General features: G+C 62.4%; 18 protein-coding genes. 7 read left to right on the top strand and 11 right to left on the bottom strand.

Features of this window, described 5'->3' with window-relative positions; translation table 11 throughout:
* Positions 1-67: 67 nt before the first annotated feature.
* The 5 genes from WHX55_RS12825 to pedF form a co-directional block, all read right to left on the bottom strand.
* On the bottom strand, positions 68-1843 hold the full coding sequence (locus WHX55_RS12825; protein WP_150724129.1) for a PQQ-dependent methanol/ethanol family dehydrogenase: 1776 nt from the start codon (positions 1841-1843) through the stop codon (positions 68-70).
* A gap of 286 nt (positions 1844-2129) precedes the next feature.
* Positions 2130-3065 (bottom strand): quinoprotein relay system zinc metallohydrolase 1, encoded by a 936-nt coding sequence (locus WHX55_RS12820; RefSeq protein WP_353742777.1) that lies wholly within the window; start codon positions 3063-3065, stop codon positions 2130-2132.
* 46 nt (positions 3066-3111) lie between these two features.
* Positions 3112-3873: a quinoprotein dehydrogenase-associated SoxYZ-like carrier gene (locus WHX55_RS12815; protein WP_353742776.1), complete on the bottom strand. Its 762-nt coding sequence runs from the start codon at positions 3871-3873 to the stop codon at positions 3112-3114.
* A gap of 10 nt (positions 3874-3883) precedes the next feature.
* Positions 3884-4759, bottom strand: a complete 876-nt coding sequence (locus WHX55_RS12810; protein ID WP_353742775.1) for a transporter substrate-binding domain-containing protein — start codon at positions 4757-4759, stop codon at positions 3884-3886.
* A 3-nt stretch (positions 4760-4762) separates the two neighbouring features.
* The gene (gene pedF / locus WHX55_RS12805; protein ID WP_015095433.1) at positions 4763-5224 is read right to left on the bottom strand and encodes a cytochrome c-550 PedF; all 462 of its coding nucleotides are present in this window, start codon (positions 5222-5224) and stop codon (positions 4763-4765) included.
* A 210-nt stretch (positions 5225-5434) separates the two neighbouring features.
* Between pedF and WHX55_RS12800 the strand changes: the two genes are divergently transcribed.
* The 6 genes from WHX55_RS12800 to WHX55_RS12775 all read left to right on the top strand — a co-directional run bounded on the left by WHX55_RS12800 (position 5435) and on the right by WHX55_RS12775 (position 10629).
* A complete protein-coding gene (locus WHX55_RS12800; RefSeq protein ID WP_353742774.1) occupies positions 5435-6619 on the top strand; it encodes an ABC transporter substrate-binding protein in 1185 nt (394 codons plus the stop codon).
* A gap of 30 nt (positions 6620-6649) precedes the next feature.
* A complete protein-coding gene (locus tag WHX55_RS12795) occupies positions 6650-7609 on the top strand; it encodes a YVTN family beta-propeller repeat protein (protein ID WP_150754656.1) in 960 nt (319 codons plus the stop codon).
* Complete coding sequence (locus WHX55_RS12790; RefSeq protein WP_353742773.1) at positions 7606-8337, top strand: ABC transporter ATP-binding protein; 732 nt, start codon at positions 7606-7608, stop codon at positions 8335-8337. The genes WHX55_RS12795 and WHX55_RS12790 overlap by 4 nt, the downstream gene beginning before the upstream one ends.
* A complete protein-coding gene (locus WHX55_RS12785) occupies positions 8334-9125 on the top strand; it encodes an ABC transporter permease (protein ID WP_353742772.1) in 792 nt (263 codons plus the stop codon). Before WHX55_RS12790 ends, WHX55_RS12785 begins: the two co-directional genes overlap by 4 nt.
* Positions 9126-9349: 224 nt before the next feature.
* Positions 9350-9907: a PQQ-dependent catabolism-associated CXXCW motif protein gene (locus WHX55_RS12780; protein ID WP_353742771.1), complete on the top strand. Its 558-nt coding sequence runs from the start codon at positions 9350-9352 to the stop codon at positions 9905-9907.
* 56 nt (positions 9908-9963) lie between these two features.
* Positions 9964-10629 carry a response regulator transcription factor gene (locus tag WHX55_RS12775; RefSeq protein ID WP_108215949.1) on the top strand — a complete coding sequence of 222 codons (666 nt, stop codon included), beginning with the start codon at positions 9964-9966 and terminating at the stop codon, positions 10627-10629.
* 108 nt (positions 10630-10737) lie between these two features.
* Here the strand turns inward: WHX55_RS12775 and nahK are convergent, their stop codons facing one another.
* The 6 genes from nahK to WHX55_RS12745 form a co-directional block, all read right to left on the bottom strand.
* Entirely contained in the window at positions 10738-13332 is a 2595-nt protein-coding gene (gene nahK, locus WHX55_RS12770; RefSeq protein ID WP_191625004.1) for a hybrid sensor histidine kinase/response regulator NahK/ErcS', read from the bottom strand.
* Entirely contained in the window at positions 13301-14458 is a 1158-nt protein-coding gene (nosP, locus tag WHX55_RS12765; protein WP_353742770.1) for a nitric oxide-sensing protein NosP, read from the bottom strand. Before nosP ends, nahK begins: the two co-directional genes overlap by 32 nt.
* Before the next feature lie 154 nt (positions 14459-14612).
* On the bottom strand, positions 14613-15797 hold the full coding sequence (locus WHX55_RS12760; protein ID WP_353742769.1) for a porin: 1185 nt from the start codon (positions 15795-15797) through the stop codon (positions 14613-14615).
* A gap of 209 nt (positions 15798-16006) precedes the next feature.
* On the bottom strand, positions 16007-16813 hold the full coding sequence (locus WHX55_RS12755; protein WP_150754649.1) for a sulfite exporter TauE/SafE family protein: 807 nt from the start codon (positions 16811-16813) through the stop codon (positions 16007-16009).
* Between the two features lie 9 nt (positions 16814-16822).
* Positions 16823-18067, bottom strand: coding sequence for an FAD/NAD(P)-binding oxidoreductase (locus tag WHX55_RS12750; protein WP_353742768.1), 1245 nt, complete (start codon positions 18065-18067; stop codon positions 16823-16825).
* Between the two features lie 166 nt (positions 18068-18233).
* Complete coding sequence (locus WHX55_RS12745) at positions 18234-18575, bottom strand: metalloregulator ArsR/SmtB family transcription factor (protein ID WP_223455981.1); 342 nt, start codon at positions 18573-18575, stop codon at positions 18234-18236.
* 118 nt (positions 18576-18693) lie between these two features.
* On the opposite strand from WHX55_RS12745, the gene WHX55_RS12740 reads away from it, so the two are divergent.
* A complete protein-coding gene (locus WHX55_RS12740) occupies positions 18694-19557 on the top strand; it encodes an MBL fold metallo-hydrolase (RefSeq protein ID WP_353742767.1) in 864 nt (287 codons plus the stop codon).
* Position 19558: the final 1 nt, after the last annotated feature.

Below are 19558 nucleotides of genomic sequence, written 5' to 3'. Positions count from 1 at the left end.
AAGCGTTATCGTTGACGACCATCGCGAGCAGGCTCGCTCCTACAGGGGTTATGCGGTGGATTCGGGATCAGTGCTTGGCGACGAGGTCCTTGGGCAGCTTGAAGGTCCAGAGCATGCCGCCCTGGTTGAAGTCCTTCACCCGCTTGGCCACTTCGCCGCCCCACAGCGGTACCGCGCCGCCCCAGCCGGAGAGCACCGAGACGTACTGTTCGCCGTCCATTTCCCAGGTCACGGGCGAGCCGAGTACGCCGGAGCCGGTCTGGAATTCCCAGACCTTTTCGCCGGTCTTGGCGTTGAACGCCTGCAGGAAGCCTTCCGGCGTGCCGGTGAACACCAGGTTGCCCTTGGTGGTCAGCACCCCGCCCCACAGCGGCGCGTAGTTCTTGTGACGCCAGACTTCCTTGCCGGTTTTCGGATCGATGGCCCGCAGCACGCCGATGTAGTCTTCGTTCAATGGCTTGATGGTGAAGCCGGCGCCGAGGAACGCCGCGCCTTTCTTGTAGGCGATGCCTTCGTTCCAGATGTCCATGCCCCATTCGTTGGACGGCACATAGAACAGCCCGGTGTCCTGGTTGTAAGCCATCGGCATCCAGTTTTTCGCGCCGAGGAACGCCGGTGCTACGAAGACCGAACTGCCCTTGGCTTCGGAACCCGGGGCACCGGGACGGCTGGCTTCGTTGTAGATCGGCCGGCCGTTCTTGTCCAGGCCGGTGGCCCAGGTGATCTTGTCCACGAACGGGAAGCCACGGATGAATTTGCCGTTGGTGCGGTCCAGCACGTAGAAGAAACCGTTACGGTCGGCAGTGGCTGCCGCCTTGATTTCCTTGCCGCCTTCGCTGTAGTTGAACGACACCAGCTCGTTCACGCCGTCATAGTCCCAACCGTCATGGGGCGTGCTCTGGAAGTGCCACTTGATGGTGCCGTCGTCCGGATTGAGCGCCAGACGCGATGAGGAGTAGAGGTTGTCGCCAGGGCGCAGGTGCGAGTTCCACGGCGCCGGGTTGCCGGTACCGAACAGCAGCAGGTTGGTTTCCGGGTCGTAATAGCCGCCAAGCCAAGGGGCCGCGCCGCCGGTTTTCCAGAGATCGCCCGGCCAGGTCTTGCCCGCCTCGCCGCCGGAGATGCCGTTCTCCACCGCTTTACCGTCCTTGTAGACGTAGCCCATATGGCCTTCGACCGTTGGCCGGGTCCACAGCAGATCACCGTTTTTCGGGTCGTAGGCCTCGATCTTGCCCACCACGCCGAACTCGCCACCGGCCACGCCGGTAATCAGCTTGCCGTTGATCACCAGCGGCGCGGCGCTGATCGAGTAGCCTTCCTTGTGGTCAGCGACTTTCTTGCTCCAGACCACCTTGCCGGTGTCCTTGTTCAGCGCCACGAGCTTGGCGTCGAGGGTGCCGAAAATCACCAGGTCGCCATACAGCGCGACGCCACGGTTGATCACGTCGCAGCAAGGGCGGATGTCATCGGGCAGGCGTGCATCGTATTGCCAGAGTTTCTTGCCGGTGCGCGCGTCCACGGCGAACACTCGCGAATAGGACCCGGTCATGTACATCACGCCGTCCTTGACCATCGGCTGCGCTTGCTGGCCACGCTGTTTTTCACCGCCGAAGGAAAACGCCCACGCCGGGCGCAGCTCCTTGACGTTGTCGACGTTGAGAATATCCAGCGGGCTGTAGCGCTGACCCTGAACGCCGAGGCCGTTGGTCACGACTTGTTCCGGGTTCTTCGGGTCCTGGAGAATGTCCTGGTCGGAAACCCCGGCCAATGCCTGGCCGGACAACAGCATGGCACTGAGCAGCAGGCTCAAGACGAAGGGCTGGCGACGTGCGGGTTGGGTCATGACGGCTTCCTCTGCGGATTTTTGTTATTTCCGGAAAATTTTCCCGGTGTGGTGCAGATTCTTGAGCGCCGCCGCCCTGGCAACAATTGCCCGCAATGAGGAGATTGCTAGTTCCTTGGTACAGGTTCGGAGGAGATGGACACGAGATTTTGTGAACGGCACCGGCCCCCTGTAGGAGCGAGCCTGCTCGCGAAAAACGTCAGACCACCGCGTTCATCCAGGCAGCTTGCGTTATCGTTAACGTCCATCGCGAGCAGGCTCGCTCCTACAGGGGATCTGTGGTCGACTATTTTCTGGGGGAATCCACCCGCGTCATCCGCTCGCGCTCGTAGCGCGGGTACAAATGGCTGACGCTGCGGATCAATTCGTAGCGGCTCAGGTTGATCCCGGCGAAACGTTCAGGGATGGGGCTGCGGATCATCTCGGCCATGTCGCTGCCATTGGCGGCGCCGTCGCGCATCAGCTGATCGAGCCAGGTCAGGTAATCGCGCATCTGTTCGAAGGGCTGCGGGTCACTGGCCACCGGCCCATGGCCCGGCACAATCAGCGTCCAGGGCAAGCCTTGCAGGGTCGCGATGTCCGCCAGCCACACTGACAGCCCGGGACTGTTGGGCGTGGTCAGCGCCCGCTGATAAAACACCAGGTCCCCGGCAAACAGCACGCCAGTTTGCTGGTCGAGAATAGCCAGATCCGCGCCCGTATGCCCACCCAGGCTCAGCAGACGCAGATCGTGATTCCCAAAACTTTTCACGCCGGGTGTCAGCGTCTGCGTGGGCAGCACCACTTCGGTGCCACGCATCCAGTCGCCGACCATCCGGTACATATTCTCGGCCATCGCATCGCCTTGCTGGTGCAGCAGCTCGGTGGTGCCGGCCAAGGCGCCGATCGGCACGTCGCTGAAGGGCTGATTGCCCAGCACATGGTCCGGGTGGTGATGGGTCAGCAACACCTCGATCACCGGCTTGTCGGTCGTGGCGGCAATGGCCTTGCGCATCGCTTCGCCGTAACGCCGGGACGGCCCGGTGTCGATCACCACCACACCGCGTTCGGTGACGATAAACGCGGTGTTGACGATGTTGCCGCCGTTGGCCTTGGCGAAATTATCGGTGCTGCCTTCCAGCAGCCAGGTGTCCTGGGCGATCTGCCGGGGCTTAAGTGAGTAGTCGAGATCGGCCAGGGCCGGCAGACTGACGCTTAACACCATCAACAGGATCCAGCGCATGCCACGCTCCTTGGGGTCGCGCTTCTTGGGGGCACGCTTCTTGGGATCAGAGAATCGACGCATCGAATTCATTGCCGCTGTTGTCCCGTAGTAGCAGCCGCGTTTGCCCTGTTCCTTCGATGTCGAAGGCCAGGTTGGGGTTTTCGCTGACCGCGGGAAACAGCTCCAGCCGGGCCAGCACTTGCTCGTTGTGGTCGCGCAGTTCGGCATGGTTGATGAAGAATTCCGGAATGCCGCTGACCATGCCGTTGTCCATGGGATGGGCCACCTGCATACGCAAACGGCTGAACTCGCCCCGGGGATAGCGCCCGCCGAGCACTTCGCCGATGCGTTCCTCCCAGCCCGGTTGAGTCCGCACCACGCTCGGCGCGGTGCAGCCGCCACCGGCTGCGTCGATCAGGGTCGAACCGACATGCCACACGCCGTCGCGGGTCAACACCGCTGCGCGCAAGGGCGTGGCCTGTTCGATGCGAATGCGCAACGACAGCCAGGGCAAAACCGAATTCAGCGGCTGGAAGTCGACGATTTTCGGCAAGGGATTCAGCTCTGCCCAGGCGAGGATTTTCACCACCTCACCCTTGAACGCCCGGGCGTCGATTTCCAGCGGCACCTGCCGGGCATCTTCGGCAAACGGCGGCGCCAGCAGCTTGACCCGCTCATCGAAAACGAACGGCGCATTGCCCAGAAACTGCTGCTGATAGAAAGCCCACATCACCGATGGCACCGGGTCTTTACCGGGATCGATAGTGCCAGCCTGTGCCGCCAGGCTTAACCAGCAGGCCAACAGACAACTCCCTCGCCATTTCATCGCCTGCTCCTTATTGATACATCTCGGGCACGTCGTAACGCAGGTCGTAATGGCCGTAGATGGTCTTCACCGAACCCTCGCGGATCAGCGCTTCTAGCGCCTCTTCCACGGCATAGGCCATTTGACGGTTGCTTTCGTGCACCGCCATGCCGATTTCCCAGAGCTGCTTGCCCATGTTCGGGTAGGCATTTTCTGCCAGCGCCACCTGCGGGTCGGCCGCTTCGTGAACTTGCCAGTCGATTTCGCCGCGCATGGCCATCACCGCGTCGACCTCGCCGGCCTTCATCGCGGCAAACGCCTGGGGCACGCCAGGATAGTGATGGGTCTTGCCGGCGAGCATGCCGTTGAACACCGAGGTCAGGTAGAACGAAGGCACGCTATCGACTTCAACACCAATCGGGTGCTGCTCGAACACCGCGACGCTGGCGACCTTGTCCAGCCGCCGACGGTCATAAGCCACCTGCCATTGTTCGTTCTGGTACGGACCGAACATCACCACTTGGCCGTTGACCAGTTCACCGAACTCGTTGCGCTTCTGCGCGTAGTCACGGTCATAGGGCACGCGCATCATCAGGTCGGCCAGCTGCTGGTTGTGCAAGGCACTGGCGCGCCAGATGTAGTCGCGCAGGTCGTCATCGAGCTTTTCCCCGGCCGGCGCCCAGATCAGTGTCAGGCGCACGCCGAGCGCCTTGGCCAAGGCTTCCGCGAGTTCGACATCGACACCCTGGGGTTTGCCGGCGCGTTCAAAGCTGTAGGGGGCGAAGTCCTTGTAGACCGCCACCTTCAGTTCCCCGGCGGCGATCATTTCGTCGTAGTTGCGAACCTGCGCCTGTGCCGCCTGGCAGCACAGCCACAGAGCGCTGATCAACACCGCGAGCAGGCGCATGGGTCACTCCTCGACGTGCACAGTGTCCAGATAAGTGCGCACCGCCCACAGGGCTTCCTGGCTCAGGTAGTCGGCCATCTTCGGCATGTACACCCGACCGTCGCGCACCGCGCCATGGCGCACCCGCTCGGCGAACCACTCATCGCCCGCCTCGCCGACATCGAGCATGCGCAAGTCAGGGGCGATACCGCCTGACTTGGCTTCCAGGCCATGGCAGGCCGCGCAGTTCTGGGTATAGGCCGAAGCTCCGATCTCAACCGCCTTGTCATGTTCCGGGGCGGTGCGATACGGGTTCACCGCCGCCCAGCCATCGGCATCGAGCTGTACACCGGCATCTTTTATCGGGGTCAGGCCCTGGGTGGCGACAGCCTGTGGCACCACATTGCCGTGGGCCCAGACGGAACCTGCGCTGATCAAACTGGCCAATAGCCCGGTCACGAGCAAGGCGTTGCGTTTTGTTGTCATTGTTATGCCCTCTGGATTGCACGCAAAACCTCTTGGCAGAGGCTATGGCAGCCATCTTAGAAACGGCATCGCACTCACCCCATGCTGCTTTGGTGGTCGCTACCTAGTCCCTTGGTAGTAAGGCGCTGGATGGACACCACCGGTACTTTCTGCATATTTCCTAAGCCTCACGGGCTACCTAAGCTGGCGCTACCAGTAATGGAGTGCCCCATGCGCCAGCTCATCCCTTACCTTTTGACCTACCTGCTGGCGATTGCCTGCGCCGCCGGCCTGGCCACCCACAGCCAGGCCGCCGATGCGCCCTTGCAGGTGCGGATCGGCTACCTGGGTTATCGCCCCGACCCCGGCCCGCTGCTGTCCAACGTCATCCCCGAGCCCACCGATGCCGGGCTGCGCGGCGCCGAACTGGCGATCACCGACAGCAACAGCACCGGGCGTTTTCTCAACCATGGCTACAGCCTGGTCAGCGCCAGTGCCGACAGCCCCGAGGCCTTGCTCGAAGCGGCAAAGATGCAGCATGAACAGGGCCTGCGCCTGTTTGTGGTGAATGCCCCCGCGACCAGCCTGCGCCAATTGAGTGCGGCACTGCCCGATAGTCTGCTGTTCAACGCCGGTAGCCCCGACGACAGTCTGCGCACCACCGATTGCCTGCCGAACGTGCTGCACACCTTGCCGAGCCGGGCGATGCTCGCCGATGCACTGGCGCAGTTTCTGGTGCTGCGCAAATGGCAGCGGGCGTTGCTGATTGTCGGCCCGACCCCGGACGATCAAGCCTATGCCGCCGCCCTGCGTCGCGCCGCCAAGCGCTTCGGCTTGCAACTGGTGGCGGAAAAACCCTGGAGCTTCGATAACGACCAACGCCGCAGCGCCCAGGCCGACATGCCGCTGTTCACCCAGACCGCCGAGTACGACGTGGTACTGGTGGCCGATGAACGCGGCGACTTCGGTGAATACGTGCCCTACCAGACCTGGTACCCGCGCCCGGTTGCCGGCACCCAGGGCCTGACCCCGGTGGGCTGGCACAAGACCGTGGAAACCTATGGCGCCGCGCAGCTGCAAAAACGCTTCGAAGCCCTGACCGGGCGCTGGATGAATGACCGCGATTTCGCCGCCTGGATGGCCGTGCGCAGCATCGCCAGCGCCGTGAGCAAACTGCGCCAGGCCGAGCCGATGGCGATCCGTACGCTGGAAATCAGCGACCAGTTGCCCCTCGACGGCTTCAAGGGCCGCAAGCTCAGCTATCGGCCTTGGAACGGTCAGTTGCGCCAGCCGATTCCCATCGTCCAGCCCCGGGCGCTGGTCAGCACCTCACCCCAGGACGGCTTTCTGCACCCGTTCAACGAGATGGACACCCTGGGTTACGACAAGCCCGAGGTCAGCTGCCGTTTTCCCTGATCCGATAACCACAACAACAAGGAATCCGCCATGCGCCGCACCCTGCTCTCTTGCACCTTGCTGCTCGCCGCTGGCCATGCCGTTGCCAGCACTGCCTGGGTCTCCAACGAAAAGGACAACAGCCTGAGCCTGATCGACCTGCAGACACTGCAAGTCACCGACACCCTGCCCGTCGGCCAGCGCCCCCGCGGCCTGCTGCTGTCCCATGACAACAAGCTGCTGTACATCTGCGCCAGTGACTCGGACCGGGTCCAGGTGATGGACGTGGCCACGCGCAAGATCATCAAGGAACTGCCCTCGGGTAAAGACCCCGAGCAATTCGCCCTGCACCCCAACAATCGCTGGTTGTACGTCTCCAACGAAGACGATGCGCTGGTCACGGTGATCGACACCGAGACCTCCAAGGTACTCGGCCAGATCGAAGTCGGTGTCGAGCCCGAGGGCATGGCCGTCAGCCCTGACGGCAAATGGGCGGTCAACACCAGCGAGACCACCAACATGCTGCACTGGATCGACACCAGCACCCAGACCCTGGCCGACAGCACTCTGGTCGACCAGCGCCCGCGTTTCGTCGAGTTCTCCCCGGATGGCGCGAAGCTCTGGGCCTCGGCGGAAATCGGCGGCACCGTGACCATTCTCGATGTGGCCAGCCGCACCGTGCTCAAGACCCTGAACTTCCAGATCAAGGGCGTGCACCCGGACAAGGTCCAGCCGGTCGGCATCAAGCTCAGCGCCGATGGCAAGTACGGCTTCGTCGCCCTCGGTCCGGCCAACCATGTGGCGGTGATCGATGCCAAGACCTTCGAGATTCTCGACTACCTGCTGGTGGGGCGACGGGTCTGGCAGATGGCGTTCACCCCGGATCAGAAGCAGTTGCTGGCCACCAATGGCGTCAGCGGCGATGTCTCGGTGATCGATGTCGACAGCCTCAAGGTCAGCAAGTCGGTGAAGGTCGGGCGCTATCCGTGGGGCGTGGTGGTGACGCCATGAACGCACTTGAAGTCAGCGACCTGAGTTTCGCCTACGGTTCCCGAGAGGCCTTACGCAAGGTGAGTTTCAGCCTGGAGCCCGGGCGTTTCGCCGCGCTGCTGGGGCCCAACGGTGCGGGCAAGTCGACCCTGATTGCCCTGCTGACCCGGCTCTATGATCTGCAGCACGGCGAGATCCGCGTCGGGGGCTGCTCATTGCGCAGTGCGGCACGCCCGGCTCTCAAGCAGTTGGGCGTGGTGTTCCAGCAAAGCACCCTGGACCTGGACCTCAGCGTCGAGCAGAACCTGCGTTATCACGCTGCATTGCATGGCCTGTCCCGGCGTCAGACCGACCTTCGGGTCGACGCCGAACTGGCCCGCCAGACCCTGACCGACCGCCGCCGCGAACGGGTGCGCGAACTCAATGGCGGCCATCGTCGCCGGGTGGAGATTGCCCGCGCCCTGTTGCATGAGCCACGCCTGTTGCTGCTCGATGAAGCCAGTGTCGGCCTCGACCCGGCGAGTCGCCTGGCGCTCAACCAGCACATCCGCAGCCTGTGTCGCGAGGAGCGCATCAGCGTGCTCTGGACCACCCACCTGCTCGACGAAGTGCAGCCCAGCGATGACTTGCTGATCCTGCATCAAGGCCGGCTGGTGGCCAGCGGACAGGCCGATGCCCTGAGCCTGGAACACGGCGGTGATCTCGGTTCGGCCTTCACCCGCCTGACAACATCAGGAGCTGCCCAATGAACGCTTACTGGCAATGCTTTAGCGGTATCGTGCTGCGCGAATGGCTGCGCTTTGTGCTGCAACGCACGCGGTTTCTCAGCGCCCTGGTGCGGCCGCTGCTGTGGCTGCTGGTGTTCGCCGCGGGTTTTCGCGCAGCGCTGGGGATCGCGATCATCGAGCCCTACGACACCTACATTCCCTATGAGGTCTACATCATTCCCGGGCTGGCCTGCATGATCCTGCTGTTCAACGGCATGCAGGGCTCACTGTCGATGGTCTACGACCGCGAAATGGGCAGCATGCGCGTGCTGCTGACCAGCCCCCTGCCCCGCACCTTTTTGCTGTGCAGCAAACTGTTGGCCACTTCGCTGATTTCGCTGTTGCAAGTGTATGCGTTCCTAGCGATTGCCTGGATCTACGGCGTGCGGCCACCGGCCATGGGCCTGTTGCTGGCGTTGCCGGCCCTGCTGCTGGTGGCGTTGATGCTCAGCGCGCTGGGCCTGTTGCTGTCGAACGCGATCCGCCAGCTGGAGAACTTTGCCGGGGTGATGAACTTCGTGATCTTCCCGCTGTTTTTCCTGTCATCGGCGCTGTATCCGCTGTGGAAGATGCGCGAGGCCAGCGAATGGCTGTACTGGCTGTGTGCAGTGAATCCGTTTACCCACGCGGTGGAACTGGTGCGTTTCGCCCTATATGAGCGCTTCAATCCGCTGGCATTGGCGGTGTGCACGGGGTTGACGCTGCTGTTTGCGCTGCTCGCCGTGCTGAGCTTCAACCCGCAGCATGCAGCCTTGCGCAAAGCCAACTGACAACACAATTCAAATGTAGGAGCGAGCCTGCTCGCGATGGCGGCGGCACATTCAAGAAATGAGCTGGCTGACACTACGCTTTCGCGAGCAGGCTCGCTCCTACAGGGGATCTTCATTGAACGTCGTGAAATTACTACTTTAGTACTGGTTTCCCTGTCTATCGTCGCATTCCCAACGCCCCCCGACTGGCATGTAATAGGTCCATAACTATAAGGACTGAACCCATGCCACGTGCCCGACGTTGCCTGTTGCGCCCTGCTCTCGCCGCCCTGTCGCTGGGCCTGCTGCTGAGCACCGCGCAGGCCGACACTGCGCTGTTCTCCGCCGATGGCTATCGCATCGGCCTGTACCGCAGCCCGACGCCCGACCAGTTGCAAGGCGCAACCATCATCGACACCCCCGCCCTGCAAACCCTGCTCGGCCAAACCCCGCGCCCGGTGCTGATCGACGTCTACCGCCGTCAGTGGCTGCAGGGGCAATTCATCGAAGACCAGCCCCATGAAAACCTGCCCGGCAGCCATTGGCTGGCCAATACCGGGGACGGCGACCTGACGCCGCAATGGCAGGACTATTTCGCCGCCAACCTGAAAAAGCTGACCGCCGGCGACCCGACGCAACCGCTGGTCTTCTACTGCCGCTCCGACTGCTGGTTGAGCTGGAATGCGGTCAAGCGCGCAGCCACCATGGGCTATAAGACTCTGTATTGGTATCGCGATGGCCTGGACGCCTGGCAAGCGGCCAATCTGCCGGTTTCGCCAGCCCGGCCCGAACCCTTTCCCTGAGCTTTACGCGTGCGTGTTGTTGCCACACCATAATCAAAATAATGAGGTGAAAGGCCATGTACAAAATCCTGATTGCCGACGACCACCCGCTGTTTCGCGAAGCCATCCACAACGTCATCAGCGACGGTTTTGCCGGCAGCGAAGTGATGGAAACCGCCGACCTGGACAGTGCCCTGGCCCTGACCCAGGAACACGACGACCTGGACCTGATCCTGCTCGACCTGAACATGCCCGGCATGCACGGGCTCAATGGCCTGATCAACCTGCGTAACGAAGCGCCGACCATCCCGGTAGTGATTGTCTCCGCCGAGCAGGACAAACAGATCGTGCTGCAAGCCATCACCTACGGTGCAGTGGGCTTCATCACCAAGTCGTCACCCCGCACCCAGATGACCGATGCGATCCAGCAGATTCTCAACGGCAATGTCTACCTGCCCCCGGACATCATCCGCACCGCCAAAAGCAGCACCCACCGGCGCATGAACGACACCCCGAGCTTCCCGCCCGAACTGCTCCAGGCCCTGACCCGCAAGCAACTGCAGGTGCTGGAACGCATGACCAAGGGCGAATCGAACAAGCAGATCGCCTACACCCTGGAAATCGCCGAGACCACGGTCAAGGCCCACGTCTCGGCGATCCTGCGCAAGCTCAACGTGCACAACCGGGTGCAGGCGATCCTGAGTGCCGGAGATATTGATTTCGGGTCATATCTGCGGCGTTGATTCAAGACCGCGGCGCCTCCATCGCGAGCAGGCTCACTCCTACAGGGACAGCGATGTACCTGTAGGAGTGAGCCTGCTCGCGATAGCGGTAGTGAAAACGCCGAGATCTCAAGGCCTGCCAAGCAAATGACTCATCGCCGTCTTCAGCTTCATCGGCCGCACCGGCTTGTGCATCAGGGTATGGCCCAGTTCGCGGATCTGCTGCTTGAGTTCATTGCTGTAGTTGGCGGTGATCATCATTGCCGGGATCGGTGACGCGCGCCGGGCATTGATCCGGGCCACGGCATCGACACCATTGCAATCGTTATCCAGGTGATAGTCGGCAATCAGCAGATCCACCTCGGCATGGTCGTTGTCCACTTGCCGCGCCAGGTCCTCCTCCGACAGCGCCGTCACCACCCGACACCCCCACCCCTCCAGCAAGGTGCGCATGCCGGCACAGATGGTCGCGTCGTTGTCCAGCACCCATATCCGGGCACCACGCAGGCGCTCAAGCATCGGCTCGCTCATCTGCAACGCGAGCTGCGGTTTCGGCGCGGTGGCGCTCAATGGCACTTCGACCGAGAACATCGAGCCCCGGCCCGGCCATGAACGCACATGAATGCGATGCCCGAGGATGCCGGCAATCTTCTCGACAATCGCCAGGCCCAGGCCCAAACCGCGATCCTGATCGGGTCGCTGCACATCACCGCGCTTGAACTCCTGGAAAATTTCCTCCAGGCGATGCTCGGCAATGCCCATGCCGCTGTCCCAGACTTCGATCGTCAGGCACTGATGATGCCGCCGGCAACCGAGCACCACGCGGCCACTGTAGGTATAGCGAATCGCATTGCTCAGCAGGTTGCGCAGAATCCGCGCCAGCAACTGGATATCACTGCGCACCAGCGCCGAACAGCCGATGAAGTGCAATTGCAGGCCTTCACTGCGCGCCACCTGGGTGTATTCGGCGGCCAGGGTGTCCAGCAGTTCACTGAGGGCGAACGGCGCAATATCGGCCTTGATCACCCCCGCATCGAGCTTGGAAATATCCACCAAGGTGCCGAGCAGGTTCTCCACGTCTTCCAGGGAATTGCTCACGTTGCGCACCAGAATCTCGCTGGACATCGGCTCGCGCCGTTCCAGCAAGGCACTGGTAAACAGGCGCGCGGCATTCAACGGTTGCAACAGGTCATGGCTGACGGCGGCGAGGAACTTGGTTTTCGACAGGTTGGCCTGCTCGGCTTCCTGCTTGGCCTCGCGCAAGCGTGACTCGACCAGGCGACGCTCATCGATCTCGCGCAGCAGCTGGTCGTTGAGGGTGGTCAATTCCGCCGTGCGCTCGCGTACCCGCAGCTCCAGGTTCTGATAAGCCTGATGCAGCGCCTCGGCGGTGCGGCGGCGTTCGGTGATGTCGCGGATCAGCACGAATATCCCCACCACCTCGCCACTGGCCAGACGGTTGGGCACATAGGAACGCAGCATGTAGCGCTCCTGGTTGTTGACGTTGGTTTCGGCGAACTCGAAGGTCACGCTCTCGCCGGCCAATGCCCTGGCCACGTAGGACTCCAGCCGCTGGTAATGCTGTTCGCTGTGCACTTCGCGCAGGCTCTGGCCGAGCATCACGCCCCGGGGCCAGCAGTACCATTCTTCGTAGACCTTGTTGGTGAACTCGTAGACCAGGTCGGCATTGAGGTAGGCAATCAATGCCGGTACGTGATCGGTGATCAGGCGAATCCAGTGTTCGCTTTCACTCAGCGCCTCGGCGTGCTGGTAGCGTTCGGTGATGTCGGTGAAGGTGTTGACGAAACCGCCGGTGGGCAACGGATGGGTGCGGATTTCCAGGACCCGGCCATCGTACAGGCGCTGCTCGCATTCCCTTACCGGTCGTCCGTTGCCATCGCGACTGGCCGGGGTCAACAGGTTCAACTCGCTGTCGGCGATCACTTCGGCAAAGGGGCGATGGGCCGCCACCGGCGCCAGGCCGCTCAATTCCAGAAAGCGCCGGTTCCACAATTCCAGGATGCCCTCGGCGCTGACCATCGCCACCCCTTGGGACAGGTTGTCGACCGCTCGCTGCAACAGGTGCGACTTCTGCGCCACCGCCTGCTCACGGCGCATGGTTTCGCTGAGTTTGACGTCGGTAATGTCGGTGAACAGAATCACCCGCCCACCCTCCTGGGTCGGCCGCTCGCTGACCTGCAGCCAGCGCCCGTTCTGCAGGCGGTACAGCAGGTTTTCGTCGGCATGCCCGCGAGGCTCTTCGGTGAACAGGGCGTTGTTCAGCATCAGCCGCTTGACCTCGGTCAGGCGCATGCCGGCGTTGATCCGCACCCGGCTGTTGCTCCAGAACGCCTTGAAACGACTGTTGAACAGCACGATGCGCTGTTCGGCGTCGAACAGCACGAAGGCGTCGGAAATGCTTTCGATGGCATCGATCAGGTGTTGATGCGCCGTTTCCGCGCGCAGGCGGGCTTCGCTGAGCAGATGATTACCGGCCTTGAGTTCGGCCATGGCCTGGTTCAGGGCATCGGTGCGTTCGCGCACTTGTTCGGCCAGCACCACCGAATGCTGGAATGCCGCGTACGGATCGTTGCCGCGGGTCCCCCCGGACTCGACCCGTTCGATCAGCGCGCCATTGATGCGCTGCAGTTTATGGTTTTCCAGGCGCAGCCTGGCCAGTTCGGCCTGCAGCTCAGCGATGTCCTGGGGCACGGCCACGGGCAATGGCAACGCCGGTGAAGGTCTGGTTGATGTGCATGCCATTGAACTGTTCTCCATAGGTGTTGAAACCCATCACCCGTTGCTCACGCAAAAACGAGCCGATCTGATCAAGACTGCCGTCGTCTTCGAGTTCCAGACGCCGCAGGAAACAGTCGCAACCGATGGTCAGCAGCAAATCGCCCAGGCGCTCCTGCAACCCCTCGAACAGGCTCTGCAGGTTCGGCAGCATCGGCCCCGGGGTCATGGCAGTGAGGACGATGCCGTTTTCCACGGCGCAGTAGAAACTCAGGCTCAGGTCCGGATGCACCTGCTGGATGGCCCGCACGTAGTACTGCTGGTTGATCCGCACCGCCAACGGGTGCGCGGCGAAGACCCGGTGATCGAGTTGCGCCACCGGCACACCGATGTGCCGGGCGTACTCCTCGGCGGCCGGCTCGGCATTGAGTTCGAAGACCCGGCGCAAGGTGCTGTCGGCCCCGGTGACCACCAGCTTCTCGGCGCGGGGTAGCACGTGGTGGGTGGTGAACACTTCGAAATCCAGCCAGGTATTGACCAGCACCACCACCGCCGCGCCGCTGTGGAACTCGCCATCGAAGTACACATGAGTATGGGTCAGGTAGTTGTCGTCGCCGGCCGAGCCGCCGAAATGCGGAATGTCGCCCAATGCCGCGCTCAAGGCCGCCAGGACCATTTCTTCGCGGCTGGACAGGCCATCGAGCAGGGTCAGGGCAAAGCTGTTGCCCTTGATCGGCGCCAGGGTGTTGCTGCGACAGCCACTGACCAGGCGCTCGACCATTTGCTGGGCGTCGATCAGGCTGAAGTGTTCCATCTGGTCGATCAGCTCGATCGCGATGGAAAAGTGCCGATGATCGAAGCCCACCGCTGTCACGCAATTGCGTCCATAGCCCAGCGGGGTGATTTCCCCGGCGCTGGTGCAGCCCACCAGGCGAATGCCGCCGAAGCTTTGCTGCAAGGCCTGGCCCAGCGCCCGCAAGTCGTACTCGGCGGAACAGAAGAACAGCACGAACCCCAAGTGCGGATGCAACAACTGTCGTGCCAGTTCCTGCGCGACCTGCCGGGCATCGGTGGCCTGGGACATTGCACTGACGACGCCTTCGCTCTGCTGCATCCTTACCTCCCGCAGGTGCGTGTGTATGAGGCACGAGTGTACGAAGTCTGTGGGGGGCGACGAATGCTACTTGGGTAGCGGGTAGCCGCTTCGATGGGATGAGACGGGTGGCGACCCTCGCCGCGATGCGCACGGCCAGGGCCACCTCCCGGGGTTACCAGGTCAGCACCGCGCCCACGGCGAAGGTGTCGGTGTCTTCGTTCTGCTCATCGGTGTCGTGGCCGTTGATTTCGAACTGGTTGTACTCGGCCACAAGCTTGAGGTTGTCGTTCACGTCATGGAACAGCGCAATGCCGCGGGTCTCGTAGTCCGCGCCGCTGCCGACCACGCCATTGCCATCGTCATTGGTCTTGCCATAGGACAAGGCCAGGCGGTTCTTGCCCAGTTTGTAGGAGCCCTGCATCAGGTAGCCGTCGCTGTCGACGTTGCGCAGGGTCGGCTCGCCGGCATTGTTGGTGAAAAACGGATTGATGCCCTTGGCCTGGAAACCGGACCCGGTGAGGGACAAGCCGCCCATCTTCGCCTGCACGCCATAACCGACGCCCTTGGAGGTGACGGTCTCGACCGTGGAATCGGTGTTGTCTGAGGTCTGGTAGCTGCCGTTGACCCAGCTGTAGATCTTTGCCCCGGCCAGGTCGAACTGATAGGTGACTTCGCTCTCGGTACGCGGGTTTTCCTGATAGGCCTTGCCCGTCGGGCTGCTGTCGTTGGTGTCCACCGGGTCCATGATGCCGACCGCCACGCGCAGACCGTCCATCACCGGGGTGCGATAGGTGATCTGCGAGGTCGGGAACGGATACGGGTAACCGGTGCCGATGTTGCCGAACGACACCCCGCCGCCATCCACCAGCCCCAACGTATCGCTGACCTGACCGTAACCGGCGAGCATTTCGTCGAGCAGGATGTTGGAACGGGCGAACAACCCGAAGTCTTTGCCGATCAGCACTTCGCCCCATTCCGGGTTGGTCACGGTGCCGAAGAACTGCCGCACATCGATGGCGGTGGCGGTGCCGTTGGTTTCGCTGTCGTTGATGGTGACCCAGAACGAGGCGCGGGCACCGAGCTTGAGGTCGTCTACCTGCTTGCCCATGTTGAACCCCAGGTAGTTGGGCAGGAACCCCATCTTGACCCGCGACTGCCGACGGTCGAACTGCTCGCCGGCGCGGTCGACATCGCTGTTCACGTAGAAGGCGTTGATGTAGCCGTCGGTGGAGAACGTGGTCTGGTCCTTGTCGTACAGCATGATATCCGCCTCGGCCACCTGGCTCAGACCAAGGGCAGACAAGCTGGCGATAAAGGCCGGCAGAAAACGATGCGTGACGTTCTTATTGTTGTGCATGGCGCGCTCCGAAACGGGGGACTAAGTGTCGGAGGCGATTATCGAAACCTGACCGGCGGCGCCATACGCTGCCTTGGGGGTGGTTTTCAGGTGCTTTGGATGGGCCGGCGGTGCGCGACCACTATGGCGTAAGACCGCTGGTCGGCGAGGCTCGCCACTTAGGGTGTAGGCCTGTGGACCCGAGTGGCGTCCACAGGAACCGGTAGCGGCTAGGCGTTGGCCCTGAACAGCATGTAGGCGGCGACCACGACGCAGATGCTGGCAAAACCGACCTGCAACGCCCGCGCCGGCACCCGGGCACAGAGCTTGCGGCCGATGATCATGCCGACGATGCTGGAGACGATGAAGGCTATGCCCGAATCGTCGATGCGCACCCCGGCATGGAAGGCGCCGATCACGCCGATCGCCGAAATCAGGCTGATCACCATCAGCGACGTGGCAACGATCCCGCGCATCTGCACGTCGGTCAGTTGCTTGAAGGCCGGGACGATCAGAAAGCCGCCGCCCACCCCCAGCAATCCAGAGACCACGCCGGTCACTGCCCCGAGCGCGGCGAGGGTCGCGGTGCATTTGGCGGTCCAGGAAAAGCGCCCGGTCTGTTGATCGAGCATGCAGTTCTTCTGGCCCCAGTTGGCCTGACCGTGATCGCTGGGGCCCTCATCCTTGCGTTCGCGACGCAACATCCGCCCGGCCACCACGACCATCAGCAGGCTGAACAGGATCATCAGGATCTTTTCCGGCAACTGATGGGCAAAGTAGATGCCCACCGGCGAAAACACCGCGCCCAACGCCGCGATCAGCAGCGCCGCGCGATAACGCACCAGGCCATGGCGCAAGCCATCGATGGCACCGACCGCCGCCGCACTGCCCACTGCGAACAACGCCACCGGAGCGGCCTGGGTCATGCTCCAGCCCAACCCCAACACCAGGGCCGGGACCGCAAGGATACCGCCACCAGCGCCAGTCAAGCCGAGCACCAACCCCATCACTACACCAAACAGACTTGCCAGCAACATAGGGAGTTCTCAGTCGACCCTGGACACACGTGTCAGCCACTCGCGGCCCTTGAGCATGCCGTTCCAGTAGAACCACGGTAGCAGTGTCGCCTTCAGCCACCACGCCGAGCGGCGCGGGGTCGTCGGGTCAAGGGGAAAGGTCGGCAGCAACTTGCCCGCATAACCGAACTCGGCAAGGATCACCTTGCCCTTCTCCACCGTCAGCGGACAGGAGCCATAACCGTCGTACTTCAGCGGCAGCGGCTGTTGCTTGCGCAAGGCCAGCAGGTTTTCGGCCACCACCACGATCTGCTTGCGCACCGCCGCGGCGGTTTTTGCATTGGTGGTGCCGCAGATATCACCCAACGCAAAGACGCCGGGATAACGCGGATGCTGCAAGCTGTGGGGATCGACCTCGCACCAGCCAGCGCTGTCGGCCAGCGGGCTGCGTGCGACGAAATCCGGGGCCACCTGAGGCGGAACGACATGCAGCAGGTCAAAGGTCTTTGCCTGGCGGGTGACATTGCCATCGGCATCCCTGACGTCGAACCACGCGGTTTTCGCCGGGCCGTCGACCTTGACCAGGTTCGAGTTGAAGGCCAACCGGGCTTTGTACTTCTCGATGTATTTCATCAGCGGCGGAACAAAGGTCGCCACTCCGAACAGCGCCGCGCCCGCCAGATTGAATTCGACGTCGAGGTTGTTCAGCACACCGGTCTTGCGCCAGTGATCGCAGGACAAGTACAGCGCCTTTTGTGGCGCTCCGGCACATTTGATCGGCATGCCCGGCTGGGTGAACAGCACCTTGCCGCCGCGCAGTTTCTGCACCTGGTCCCAGGTGTAGGTCGCGTGCCGATAGCTGTAATTGGAGGTCACGCCGTGCTGGCCGAGGGTGTCCTCCAGGCCTTCGATCTTCTCCCAGGCCAGGCGCAGGCCGGGGCAGACCACCAGGTTTTGATAGCTGACCGTGCGCGCGTCACCGAGGGTGAGCTGGCGCTTGTCGGGATCGATGCCCGTCACGGCAGCCTGCAGCCAATGGGCCCCGCGCGGCATCACCGACGCCATCGGCCGCACGGTGTTTTCCACGTTGTAGGCACCGCCGCCGACCAGCGTCCAGGCCGGTTGATAGTAGTGCCGGGAGTCGGGTTCGATCACGGTGATGTTCAGATGCGGGCTACGCTTGAGCAGGCTGGCGACAAGGCCGATACCCGCCGTGCCGCCGCCGATGACCACGATATCTGCACTGATGGATGGGCCCCAGTGTTGATCGTTCATTGCTTGTTCCTTTTGCTGCACGCAAGGATTGAGGCTAGTCGAAACGAAATCTCATTGTGGGAGCGAGCCTGCTCGCGAAAGCGGTGGATCAGCCAATAAAGGCGTCGGCTGACACTACGCTTTCGCGAGCAGGCTCGCTCCCACAGATTCGGTGTGTTGAACAGGATCAGGGTTGAACCCAGCTTTTAAGCACCGCCCCGCAATAAAGCCCGGAGAGGGTTTTCATCACCTGGATCACTTCGTGACTGGCGAGACCGTAAAAAATGTACTTGCCTTCACGACGGGTGGCGACCAGTCCTTCATCGCGCAGGATCCCCAATTGCTGGGACAGGGTCGGTTGGCGCACGCCGGTGATTTTTTCCAGTTCGCCTACGTTGCGTTCGCCCTGGGTCAGCTGGCACAGGATCAACAGGCGATCCTCATTGGCCAGGGCCTTGAGCAGCGCACACGCCTTGGAGGCCGAGGCGCGCAGTTGGGCGACTTCACATTCGGTCAGACTGGATTGCATTTGCAGGATGCCTTCAACGTCACTTAAGCTGCGAACATTATGTCTTTACATAAAGTGTTGCAACCCATGGCTGACTTTCCGTCGTCCGACTTTTCTACCCCTGCACAGGTTCGTGTCCATGCCCGCGCTGATTGAAGCTTTCCTCGACCCCGCCTCCTCGACCTACAGCTACGTGGTCTACGAGGCTGATGGCGGACAGTGTGCAGTTGTCGATCCGGTGCTCGACTACGACGGTGCCGCCGGGCGCACCGCGACTACCCAGGCCGACAAAATCATCGCCTTCGTCCGCGCCCGTCACTTGCAAGTGCAATGGCTGCTGGAAACCCACGCCCACGCCGATCACCTGTCCGCCGCGCCGTACCTGCGCGGGGAGTTGGGCGGCAAGATCGCCATTGGCGAGTCGATCAGCAAGGTCCAGGACGTGTTCAAGGCGCTGTTCAATCTGGAGCCATCCTTTCGCATCGACGGTTCCCAGTTCGACCACCTGTTCGCCCCCAACGAATCGTTCATGATCGGCAACCTCAAGGCGACCGCCCTGCACGTGCCCGGCCATACCCCGGCGGACATGGCCTACCTGATCGGCAACGATGTGATCCTGGTCGGCGATACACTGTTCATGCCGGACGTGGGCACCGCGCGCTGCGACTTTCCCGGCGGCAATGCCAACCAGATGTACGCCTCGATCCACAAGCTGTTGGCCTTCCCCGCCGACGTGCGTCTTTACATCTGCCACGATTATCCGCCCGAGGGCCGCGCGCCCCAATGCATGACCACGGTGGGCGAACAGCGCAAAAGCAACATCCACGTGCGCGACGGCATCGACGAAGCCGCCTTCGTCGACATGCGCACCCGGCGTGATGCCGGGCTGGGCATGCCGACGCTGCTATTGCCGGCGATTCAGGTGAATGTGCGGGCGGGGGAACTGCCGCCGGCAGAGGACAATGGCGTGACTTACCTGAAGATTCCGCTTAACAAATTTTAAG

Origin of the sequence: Pseudomonas fluorescens (assembly GCF_040448305.1) — a bacterium.
GTDB lineage: Bacteria > Pseudomonadota > Gammaproteobacteria > Pseudomonadales > Pseudomonadaceae > Aquipseudomonas > Aquipseudomonas fluorescens_BH.
The sequence above is the reverse complement of the archived record's forward strand: the minus strand, read 5'-3'. Positions and strand labels throughout refer to the sequence as shown.

Coding starts and splice junctions, on each gene's coding strand:
- WHX55_RS12790 (WP_353742773.1), top strand. CDS start 7,606: ATGAACGCACTTGAAGTCAGCGACCTGAGTTTCGCCTACGGTTCCCGA.
- nosP (WP_353742770.1), bottom strand. CDS start 14,458: ATGCAGCAGAGCGAAGGCGTCGTCAGTGCAATGTCCCAGGCCACCGAT.
- WHX55_RS12750 (WP_353742768.1), bottom strand. CDS start 18,067: ATGAACGATCAACACTGGGGCCCATCCATCAGTGCAGATATCGTGGTC.
- WHX55_RS12825 (WP_150724129.1), bottom strand. CDS start 1,843: ATGACCCAACCCGCACGTCGCCAGCCCTTCGTCTTGAGCCTGCTGCTC.
- WHX55_RS12780 (WP_353742771.1), top strand. CDS start 9,350: ATGCCACGTGCCCGACGTTGCCTGTTGCGCCCTGCTCTCGCCGCCCTG.
- WHX55_RS12755 (WP_150754649.1), bottom strand. CDS start 16,813: ATGTTGCTGGCAAGTCTGTTTGGTGTAGTGATGGGGTTGGTGCTCGGC.
- WHX55_RS12820 (WP_353742777.1), bottom strand. CDS start 3,065: ATGCGCTGGATCCTGTTGATGGTGTTAAGCGTCAGTCTGCCGGCCCTG.
- WHX55_RS12800 (WP_353742774.1), top strand. CDS start 5,435: ATGCGCCAGCTCATCCCTTACCTTTTGACCTACCTGCTGGCGATTGCC.
- WHX55_RS12810 (WP_353742775.1), bottom strand. CDS start 4,759: ATGCGCCTGCTCGCGGTGTTGATCAGCGCTCTGTGGCTGTGCTGCCAG.
- WHX55_RS12760 (WP_353742769.1), bottom strand. CDS start 15,797: ATGCACAACAATAAGAACGTCACGCATCGTTTTCTGCCGGCCTTTATC.
- WHX55_RS12745 (WP_223455981.1), bottom strand. CDS start 18,575: ATGCAATCCAGTCTGACCGAATGTGAAGTCGCCCAACTGCGCGCCTCG.
- WHX55_RS12775 (WP_108215949.1), top strand. CDS start 9,964: ATGTACAAAATCCTGATTGCCGACGACCACCCGCTGTTTCGCGAAGCC.
- WHX55_RS12795 (WP_150754656.1), top strand. CDS start 6,650: ATGCGCCGCACCCTGCTCTCTTGCACCTTGCTGCTCGCCGCTGGCCAT.
- WHX55_RS12785 (WP_353742772.1), top strand. CDS start 8,334: ATGAACGCTTACTGGCAATGCTTTAGCGGTATCGTGCTGCGCGAATGG.
- pedF (WP_015095433.1), bottom strand. CDS start 5,224: ATGACAACAAAACGCAACGCCTTGCTCGTGACCGGGCTATTGGCCAGT.
- WHX55_RS12815 (WP_353742776.1), bottom strand. CDS start 3,873: ATGAAATGGCGAGGGAGTTGTCTGTTGGCCTGCTGGTTAAGCCTGGCG.
- WHX55_RS12740 (WP_353742767.1), top strand. CDS start 18,694: ATGCCCGCGCTGATTGAAGCTTTCCTCGACCCCGCCTCCTCGACCTAC.